This window comes from Kribbella sp. WER1 (genome assembly GCF_054189145.1).
Map to the genome: position 1 here is coordinate 4362486 of NZ_CM135186.1, position 8841 is coordinate 4371326.

12 protein-coding genes and 1 tRNA gene are annotated in these 8841 nt (G+C 69.2%); 8 read left to right on the forward strand and 5 right to left on the reverse strand.

Translation table 11 applies throughout. From position 1 onward, the window contains the following. Window positions 1-10 precede the first annotated feature (10 nt). Window positions 11-262: a hypothetical protein gene (locus tag ACXJJ3_RS20975; RefSeq protein ID WP_458163286.1), complete on the forward strand. Its 252-nt coding sequence runs from the start codon at window positions 11-13 to the stop codon at window positions 260-262. On the opposite strand, the gene ACXJJ3_RS20980 is transcribed toward ACXJJ3_RS20975, so the two are convergent. Next, the gene (locus ACXJJ3_RS20980; RefSeq protein ID WP_458163288.1) at window positions 217-1434 is read right to left on the reverse strand and encodes a hypothetical protein; all 1218 of its coding nucleotides are present in this window, start codon (window positions 1432-1434) and stop codon (window positions 217-219) included. The two genes, ACXJJ3_RS20975 and ACXJJ3_RS20980, sit on opposite strands and share 46 nt — an antisense overlap. A gap of 156 nt (window positions 1435-1590) precedes the next feature. Then, window positions 1591-2343: a phosphotransferase enzyme family protein gene (locus tag ACXJJ3_RS20985; RefSeq protein ID WP_458163290.1), complete on the reverse strand. Its 753-nt coding sequence runs from the start codon at window positions 2341-2343 to the stop codon at window positions 1591-1593. 84 nt (window positions 2344-2427) lie between these two features. Here ACXJJ3_RS20985 and ACXJJ3_RS20990 point away from each other — a divergent pair, with 84 nt between their 5' ends. Both ACXJJ3_RS20990 and ACXJJ3_RS20995 read left to right on the forward strand, forming a co-directional pair. Continuing rightward, entirely contained in the window at window positions 2428-2862 is a 435-nt protein-coding gene (locus ACXJJ3_RS20990; RefSeq protein WP_458163292.1) for a VOC family protein, read from the forward strand. Continuing rightward, window positions 2862-3092 carry a hypothetical protein gene (locus tag ACXJJ3_RS20995; RefSeq protein WP_458163293.1) on the forward strand — a complete coding sequence of 77 codons (231 nt, stop codon included), beginning with the start codon at window positions 2862-2864 and terminating at the stop codon, window positions 3090-3092. Before ACXJJ3_RS20990 ends, ACXJJ3_RS20995 begins: the two co-directional genes overlap by 1 nt. A 103-nt stretch (window positions 3093-3195) precedes the next feature. Here the strand turns inward: ACXJJ3_RS20995 and ACXJJ3_RS21000 are convergent, their stop codons facing one another. After that, a complete protein-coding gene (locus tag ACXJJ3_RS21000; RefSeq protein WP_458163295.1) occupies window positions 3196-3747 on the reverse strand; it encodes a hypothetical protein in 552 nt (183 codons plus the stop codon). A gap of 12 nt (window positions 3748-3759) precedes the next feature. Here ACXJJ3_RS21000 and ACXJJ3_RS21005 point away from each other — a divergent pair, with 12 nt between their 5' ends. Then, the gene (locus ACXJJ3_RS21005; protein ID WP_458163297.1) at window positions 3760-4059 is read left to right on the forward strand and encodes a hypothetical protein; all 300 of its coding nucleotides are present in this window, start codon (window positions 3760-3762) and stop codon (window positions 4057-4059) included. Window positions 4060-4098: 39 nt separating this feature from the next. Continuing rightward, window positions 4099-5139, forward strand: a complete 1041-nt coding sequence (locus ACXJJ3_RS21010; RefSeq protein ID WP_458163299.1) for a hypothetical protein — start codon at window positions 4099-4101, stop codon at window positions 5137-5139. Window positions 5140-5286: 147 nt separating this feature from the next. Here the strand turns inward: ACXJJ3_RS21010 and ACXJJ3_RS21015 are convergent, their stop codons facing one another. Further along, window positions 5287-5988, reverse strand: coding sequence for a tyrosine-protein phosphatase (locus ACXJJ3_RS21015; protein ID WP_458163301.1), 702 nt, complete (start codon window positions 5986-5988; stop codon window positions 5287-5289). A gap of 64 nt (window positions 5989-6052) precedes the next feature. Continuing rightward, a tRNA-Arg gene (locus ACXJJ3_RS21020) sits at window positions 6053-6128 on the reverse strand. Window positions 6129-6208: 80 nt separating this feature from the next. Here ACXJJ3_RS21020 and ACXJJ3_RS21025 point away from each other — a divergent pair. The 3 genes from ACXJJ3_RS21025 to ACXJJ3_RS21035 all read left to right on the forward strand — a co-directional run bounded on the left by ACXJJ3_RS21025 (window position 6209) and on the right by ACXJJ3_RS21035 (window position 8737). Beyond that, on the forward strand, window positions 6209-6763 hold the full coding sequence (locus ACXJJ3_RS21025) for a hypothetical protein (RefSeq protein ID WP_458163303.1): 555 nt from the start codon (window positions 6209-6211) through the stop codon (window positions 6761-6763). Between the two features lie 175 nt (window positions 6764-6938). Further along, complete coding sequence (locus ACXJJ3_RS21030) at window positions 6939-7529, forward strand: hypothetical protein (protein WP_458163305.1); 591 nt, start codon at window positions 6939-6941, stop codon at window positions 7527-7529. Continuing rightward, window positions 7526-8737 carry a hypothetical protein gene (locus ACXJJ3_RS21035; RefSeq protein ID WP_458163307.1) on the forward strand — a complete coding sequence of 404 codons (1212 nt, stop codon included), beginning with the start codon at window positions 7526-7528 and terminating at the stop codon, window positions 8735-8737. The genes ACXJJ3_RS21030 and ACXJJ3_RS21035 overlap by 4 nt, the downstream gene beginning before the upstream one ends. Window positions 8738-8841 lie beyond the last annotated feature (104 nt).

Genomic DNA, 8841 nt, shown 5'->3' on the forward strand with positions numbered 1-8841 from the left:
TGATGATCGGGTGTTCGGGGACGTGGCGGCGGCGTTGGTGACCGACGCCGGGAATGTGTACGTCGGAGTGTGTATCGACACCTCGTCCGGGACCGGGTTCTGTGCTGAGCATGCGGCGATTGCGGCGATGGTGACGGCTCGGGAGTTCATTCGGCAGATCGATCCGGCGAACCTGGATGCCGAGGTGGTGCTTGGGCGGGACCGGGTGCTGCCGCTTCATGAGTTGTTGCCCGCTACTGCTTGGCCGGAGCCGCTCGCGTGAGGGCGGCTGGTGAGGGTGAGGGTGCTGAGGAGGTCGGTGAGGAAGAGGAGCTGTAGGAGGGTGTGGAGGAGGTAGGACTTAGGGGTGATGGTGCGTTGGCGGAGGCGCAGGGCCAGGTAGGTGAGGGGGTAGATCGTGGTTGGGAGGAGCATCAAGTAGGTGGCGATGACGGTGGGAATCAGCGCGCCGAGAGCAAGGGCACCCATGACGGTTGCGAGGCCGGTGCTGGGTTCGATTCGGCCACCGAACAGGACGATTGGGAAGACTGACGCCGCGTAGACGACGGTTGCGCAGAGGACGAAGTTCTGAACGAAGAGGGGGATCATCACGAGCTTCACCGTGCGGGCGGTCCGGGCGAGGGTTCCGGCGTCGTTCTGCAGGAAGAGGCGGACCGCGGTGCGCAACGCGACCAGTGGTACGACGGGCACTACGACGAGCAGGAGGAACTCGACGAACACGCCGTACCCGAGCCACCAGGTGCCGCTCAGCAGGAAATCCGGGAACGCGCCGCCGGACAGCACCGCGTTGATCGCGACCTGCACCAGCCAGACCATCGCGATCGCCGAGCCGGCAGCGAGTACGGCGGGCAGCAGGTTGCGGAGCCGCGCCGTCGGGCGATGGCCGAGGACGGATCGGGCAACCTCGACCACCACGATCGAGCTGAGCACGTCCACCACGAACAGAACATGCAGCACCACGTTCACGCCGAAGAAGATCCGCCCGATCCGTTCGTCCCTGCGGAGCAGGACCAGGACAGCAACGCCGTACGCCGAGGTCGGCAGCAGCGCGACGTACGTGAGGACGACCACGACCAGCGCCAGCACCAACCGGTTGATGCCGAGGTGGTCGCCCTCGCGGGCGCCGGCGACCAGGAGCGACTCGGCGAACGCGAGGAAGTTCGCCACGAAGAACGGAACGGCGAACAGCTTCACCAGGTTCGCGGACCGCTGCAGCGCATCGAGGTCGCGGCGGCGGACCAGCCGGACCGCGTCGACCACGACAAGCACCGAAGCGAGCAGGTAGACCACGAGCCACGTGCTGAACGAACCGAACGCGGCCGACAGCGCTCCCGGCCCGTCGATCCGGTACGGCCAGTGCATTCCAATGCCGATGGCAACGATCGCCATCGCGACCGCACCTAGTGCGAGGATCCCGCTCAGCAGCTTGGCCATGGCCGCTCATTCTCGCGGCCGAACAGGGTCAGCCCGGCGACACGATCAGGACGAGCGACCCGGCGCCGGCGCCGATGTTCAGGGCGGTCCGGGCGGGGCCGAGTGCGGCGCGGGTCGCGGCCTCGGGCTCCGGTTCGAGTTGGGTTCCAGGGTGTCTTAGTGGATCAGGGCGTCGACCCACTCGTCGTGGTGGGTCGCGGAGTACTCGGCCGCCGGTCCCCAGAAGTCCGCGTGGCCGGTTGCGTAGAGCGTCGCCCACGGTTCCTCGCCGGTCTCGTGGCCGCGGACCAGGATCTCGTACGAACCGCGCGTACGGGCCGCGATCCGCGCCGGGAACGCGAGCCGCTGCTCGTGGTCGAGCCCGTACCCGTCGACGAACGCGCGCAACCGCGGGGCGTCCACCGTGACGTCGCCGGTCGGCAGCAGCGGTACGAGCGTCTGCGCGGCGTACCCGAGATCCCACAGCCGCGTCGACGGACCCGCGTTGTCCCAGTCGATGAAGGCCCAGCGGTCCTCGGCGCAGACCAGGTTCCACGGGGCGAGGTCACCGTGCAGGATCAGGTCCCCGCCGGCCGGATCCGGTACGACGGGATGCCACACCACGTCGGGCGGCGGGACGAACGTCGCCATCGCGTCGTGGAACTCGCGGATCAGCCGGCCGACGCGCCGCAGCTCGTCCGGGGTGAACGGCGGCAGCGTGTTCGCGAGCGGCCCCGGGATGTACTCGAGCACGTGCCGGCCCTGGTCGTCGCGGCCGAGTGTCCGCGGCGCGAACGACGTACCGTCGAGATGCGCGAGCACCGCCTCGACGCCGGGCGTGTGCGCGAGCGCGGGCTTGCGGACGGTCGGGCCGATCCGCACGACCCGGTCGGCGACGTTCCCTCCGTGCAGCTCTTCCTCGACGTCCATGCTCGTCATGATCGCGTGCCGGACAGCCGGAACGGTACGGATTTACGGTGGACCTGGCGCCGACGGCCCCTTTACCGTGGTGCGGTGACAACGGTCAGGAAGGTCCAGATCACCTTCGACTGCGCGGACCCCGAGCGGGTCGCGCGCTTCTGGTGCGAGGTGCTCGGGTACGTCGCACCGGAACCGCCGGACGGGTTCGCGTCGTGGGACGAGTACAACCGCACGCTGCCCGCGGATCAGGCCGGCAACTGGTTCGCCTGCACCGATCCGACCGGCGAGGGCCCGAGGCTGTTCTTCCAGCGGGTGCCGGAGGGCAAGGTCGTGAAGAACCGCGTCCATCTCGACGTCCGCGTCGGCACCGGCCTCGTCGGCGAGGAGCGGCTGGCCGCCCTCGTGGCCGAGCGAGACCGGCTGATGGCGCTGGGCGCGACGGAGGTCCTGCTGCAGCGCGCCGACGAGGTGAACGAGTCCTGCATCTGGATGAACGATGTCGAGGGCAACGACTTCTGCCTGGACTGATGCTCCAGCTGGAACTGGTTGACGACCGGCCGGACTGGCCGGTGATGGAGATCCGCGTCAACGGGGCCAACCCGTTCGAAGCTGTGGCGCCGGACTGGCGCGGCTTCGATCCCGCGGACATCCTCGGGCCGCTCGTGCCTGTTGAGGGTGGGCGGCGGGTGGCTGTATATCGGTGCTCGTGTGGTGAGCCCGGATGTGGCGTGATCGCGCCGCACATCGTGGCGCGCTAGGTGGTCCTGCACCTGACCAGCAGCGAGTCGACGCCCGCGCGCGCCGCGGACGACATGGCTCGGCAGTTGCTGGCGTGCCCGCCGGAGGAATGGTCGCGCAGGTTCAGCTGACGTCCGGGTGGGTCATCAGCGGGTTCGTCAGGTGTAGGACGAGGTCGGGCGTCGTGAGCGGCAGGATGTTCCAAGTCGCCGTCGCCGTGCCCGCCGCGACCGTCAGGCGCACCCGGTGCGGGGTCGTGATGACGTACAGGTCGGCGACGTACGTGTCACCCTGCCAGGCGCCGGCCGCGACGACGGGACGACCGAGCGGGGTGCTCTCCCGCCATTCGCCGTGGCCGACGTCGACGGTGAGCGGTCCGAGCCGTACGGTCCATCCGTTGGTCGTGGGGTCGACGGTCACCGGCGTGCCGTCGGGGAGCGGGGCATCGTCGGCCGCGACGATCCGCGCCGAAGCGGAGCGTCCCGGCGTACCGCTGACCATCCCGAGCGACAGGTCCTCGCCGTCGTCGGCGTCGGACTGGACCTCGAGGTACTCCCAAACCGCGTCGAGCACCGCCTGGGCCTGGTGATGGGCTCCGGTGGCCGCGACCACGAGCTCGTGCTCCCGCGACGACGTCGTACTCGAGGAAGCCCGGGCGATGGCAACCGACCGCAAGCTCCCCCAGGAATGGCTCAACACCCACGCCGGTCCCTGGACGCCGGCGACATCGTCATCCTCGCCAGGCGCCTGCACCTCAAGAACGCATCGGCTGCCGACCTCGGGCAGTTGGTCCGCCGCTACTACACCGACGAGGACGCACTCGACCTCATCCTCGACGGCAACGACCCCGACCGTGAGCTGCACCTCCTGACCGTCCGAGCCGAACGCCTGCTGGCGAATCACCAGGCGGCGGCGCACCCCGAAGTACCAACGACTCGACCGCCGGCCGTACGTCGGGATCGCCCGACTCCGCGCGAACGAGACTGACCGGCGCCGGCTGTCGGTCGCGGGAGTTACGGTCGGGGGATGGTGCAGGGTGTGCCGGCGGCTCGGCCGTTGGGGCCGGATGCTGGTGGGCAGTGGGTTCGGCGGTGGGGGTCGGTGGGGTGGGAGCGGCAGGTTGACGGGTGGGTCGGGCGGCGGCTGGCTGCGGCTGGGCGGCGGGTGGTCGGGGCGGCGGTGACTTATCGGGCGCGGCTCTGGTCGGTGGTGCGGTGTTATCCGACCGATGAGGGTCTCGTGTGGTTCAAGGAGAACAACTTGGGCCATCGGTTCGAGGCGGGGCTGGTGGCGGCGATGGCGGAGGTTGCGTCGGAGTACGTGATCGTGCCGCTGGCGGTGGATCGTGAACGCAGTTGGCTGCTCACGGACGACCAGGGGCCGACGCTCACGCACACCGACGTGGCGGACCAGGCGACCCGGCGTACCGTGGTCCGCGCCTTGGCCCGGATGCAGTGTGCGGTGCACGGGCGGGTGGAAGCGCCGCCCGGGGTGATCGAGCTCGCGCCGACGGCGGCCGGTGATCGCGTACGGGCGGTGGCGCGCAAGTGGGCCGCACTACCGGCGAACCATCCGCTGCGGATCGGGCGGGACCTCCTCGCGCGGGTGGAGTCCGCGGCCGAGGCGTTGGATCGGAGTACGGCGTCCATCAGCGACGTCGTACCGCTCGACCTCGAGGTGAACGACGTCTACCCGGCCAACATCTTCGCGGACCGCACGACCGGCGTACTCCGCCCACGCTTCTTCGACTTCGGCAACACCCTGTGGGCCCACCCGTTCGTCACCCTGCACGGCTTCCTCGACTCGGTCGCCGAATGGACCCGCGCCCCACTCTCCCCCGAAGACCACGCCGACCTCCTCACCACGTACGTCGCCACGTGGCGCAACCACCTCGACGCCGACCCCGCCGTACTCCACCGAGACCTCGCCGCGACGGCACCCCTCACCGCAGCCCACCGCCTGATCTCGTGGACCCGCCTCATCCCCCACGCCGACAACACCGAACTCCACGCCCGCGCCGAAATCCCCCTCAACTACCTCACCAAGGCTGCTCAGATGTGCCGGTAGCCGTCATCGACGGTGAGTTCGAGGAGCGAGCCGTCCATGAGTACGACGCCGTCCGGGCCGAGGGCGCGGAGCTGCGGATACAGCCGCCGACGTGCTTGTGCAGTTCGTTGGGGTCTGGCTGGGGTCAGCGAGAGATGCCCACCGGGGTTAAGCGACGAGGCGTGCTTTCAGGGTGGTGAGTTGGTTGGTGGTGAGGCCGCCCTGGTGGAGGTAGGACTCGGGGCTGCCGTAGTGGTCTTTGAGGTGTTGGAGTAGGGCGAGCATTGTTTCTGGGTGGGCGGTGAAGGACTCGGCTAGTTGGTCGCGTTCGGTGGGGTCCTCGATGAGGGCGAGTTGTTCGGTGAAGTGGGCTCGCATGCGGTCGTCGAGGTGGGCGTAGTCGGCGGCTACTGATTCGGGTGGTACGCCGGCGGCGCTCAAGGCGAGGGCGATCACGTTTCCGGAGCGGTCCTTGCCGGCGTGGCAGTGGACGACTACCGCGCCGGGTGGGGCGTCCGCGATGGCGCCGACGGCGGCGGCGAACAGTTCGGGGTGGAGGTCGAGCATCGCCATGTAGCTCTGGTCGAGGCTCAGCGTCGGGTCGTACGGATCGTCGTCGTTGTAGAGGGGCATGTTGCGATAGAGCGGGTCCGCCGCGAAGGGCGACGGGTAGCCGGCGCACTCCGAGCGCGTTCGTACGTCGATGATGCGGCTCACGGATGCCGCCCGTACGGCCGTCACGCCGGCGTCTGTCAGCCGGCTGTGGTTGTCGGAGCGGATCAGTGCCCCGGCAGCGATCCGGCGTCCGTCACTGGTGGGGAGGCCGCCGAGGTCGCGGACGTTGAGACAGTCGGGCCAGCTCAGGTGCATCAGTCACAGTCCTCTCCGAAAAACACAAAAGCCCAGGTCAGTGGGCTGATCCTGGGCTTTCGGGTGGCGCGCTCGGAGGGATTCGAACCCCCAACCTTCTGATCCGTAGTCAGATGCTCTATCCGTTGAGCTACGAGCGCTGGACAACGTCGAGTAACGATACATGGAGGGGGCGGATGTTTGCCAATCGGCTCCGGGAGGGCGGCTCTACGATCCGCGGATGGGACTTGAAGAGTTGCTGGGTGGGCGGGATCTGGGGGACGTGAAGAAGGCGGTCGGGTTCGTGATGGAGAACTCGGACGACTTCCAGAAGGTGCTGAGTCTGGTGCGGGGGTTGCCGGACGATGCGGTGGGGTTCATCGGGAAGTTGCCGGAGTTGCTGAAGACGATCGGGGCGGGGCTGGCGGAGGCGGGGGAGCAGGCGGGGAAGGCTGCGGGGGCGTTGGTCGGGGAGGACGGGGAGGGTGGGGCGCGGAAGGCGCTGAGCGGGAGTGCGGGGACGATGAACGCGGCCAAGGACCGGTTGCACGATGCGGCGGGGATGCTGGCGGGGCTGGCGGGTGAGTTCGACAAGATTCCGGGGATCGGGGACGCGGCGGCGAAGAAGCTGAACGACGGGAGTGGGCAGATCGGTGGGGTGGCGACCGAGATCGAGAGTCTCGCCGGGAACCTGCAGGACCTGTCGGGGATCCTCGCGACGGTCGGGGAGGCGCTGAACGGGCTCGGGGCGAAGCTCACAGAATCGGGCGGATCGGTCCGGACGCTGCTCGGCTGATCCTGGGCAGGTCGGCCCTCGTGGGGTCTGGGGACAAGGTATGGCGTGTTCCCAGACACCATTGCTTGTTCACGGACACCACGAACTGTTCACGGAACCGGAGTTGGGTGACGTTCGTCTAACGCGGGGTGTTCGAGCGGCGAGGGAGGACCTCCGCGTGGCTAAGGTCGCGGGCATGGCTAGTCGGCTGGTGCGGGGTACGGCGATCGGGTGCGGCGTGGCCGCGCTGGTCGGCGGCGGGGTCGGGTTCGCGGTCGGCGAGCCGGTGACGCAGGCGGATATCGCGCCGCCGCGGGCGCTGGCGAAGGACCTCTGCGCGAAGATCGGCGACGTGTCGAGCCTGTTGCCTAAGGCATCGTCCGGGCCGGTGACGATGGTGCAGGGCGGTACGTCGGCGATCACCTGCCAGGCGGGCAGCTCGCGGGCGAAGGTCCGGGCGTACACGTCGGCGAGCGTGAAGGTGACGATCACGCCGTACGGCGGGCAGGACGCCGGTGCGGGGAACGACCCGTTCACGCCGGCCCAGGTCGCGAAGCGGACGTTCACCCGGTCACCGCTCAAGGCGTACGACAAGGACCGGCCGTACCCGTCGAAGGTCGGCCGGACCGAGAGCGGGCTGGCGGGCGAGTCGTGGAACGTGCACGCGCTCGTCCAGCACGGCGACATCGTCGTACTGGTCGAGTACACGGCCAACCCGATCGACGGGGACACCGCGCAGCAGGCGGCGCTGGCGCTCGCGGACCGCGCGATCTGGGAGAGCAAGTGAGCAACAGCACGCCGGAGATCCCCGGCTACCAACTGGACCAGCGGATCCTCGAGCACCCGTTGGCGGAGCTGTGGCACGGCCGGACGTTCACCGGGATGGAGATCGTCGCGCTCGTGCTGAGCGAGGACGGCGCCCGGAACCGGACGGTCGTCGACCGGCTGGCCGCCGCGAGCCGGAACGCCGCGCTCGTACCGGGCCAGCAGGAGACGCCGCTCTGGGCGGCGAGCTTCAACGCGGAACGCCCGTACGCGATCACGCAGCTCGTCCCGGGGCAGACCGGCGCCGAGCGGCTGATCGACCCGCTGGACGGGATCGTCGGCAACGACGAGGAGTCCCTGCGCGCGGTCCGCGAGCAACTCAGCCGGTACGGCGCGATCGCACCGGTACAACCTCCGACAGACAACACCATCCCGTCGTACGTCGACCGCCCCGCCGAGGCCGAGCAGCAGCAACCCGACGAGCAGGCGCAGCCGTCGAGGATCGAGATCGCCCGCCAGTACCGCCGCAAGATCGGCGCCTGGGTGTACGCCGTGGTCGCGCTCGTCGTGCTGATCGTCTTCACGATCGCGTACTCCGTCGGCACCGCGATCGGCGGCGCGGTCAAGGACAAGCCGTCCGACGCCGCGGATCCGGCCGCCGCGGTCACCCCGCAGCCGTACCCGAAGCAGGTGCTGATCCCGGCGATCAACCGCCCGACGACCGCGGCGTACAAGCTTCCCGACGGCGCGCCAGGTGTGTTCGGCGCGAGCTACCCGGCCGGGGCCGACGTACAGGTGGTGGCGAACGCGGAACTGCCGTTCGCGTTCGGCTGGCCGCGGCCGCCCCAGGTCGACTTCCTCGGTGAGTCGTCGCAGCTGATCCTGCGGCGGGTGGTGACCCAGACCGCGTACGACCCGGGCGGTCTGAAGAACTCGATGCGCATCCAGTTCGCGCTGCACCCGTGCTCGACGCTGGCGAAGTGCCTGACGGACCGGACGGCGTTCGACGGGCAGTGGACGAAGATCTACCGGACGACCGTGCCGGCCACCGCGAAGGATGCGCGGACCTGGCTGTCGGTGTCGACCACGACGCCGTACACGATCACCATGACCCGGGCGTTCCAGAGCGGCGGTCAATGGTGGCTGGTCGGGGTGATGGCGTACGGCCAGACCGCCGAGGCGCCGGACGTGCAGCGGGTGGTCAACGACATCTGGCGGCAGACCAGCTGAGCTACCGCAAAATCTCCTGGAACGGCCCGCGCACCACGCGCGGGCCGTTCTCATTTTCACAAGCGGCACCGGAAAGCGATTGTCGCGAAAACTTTGTGACCGGG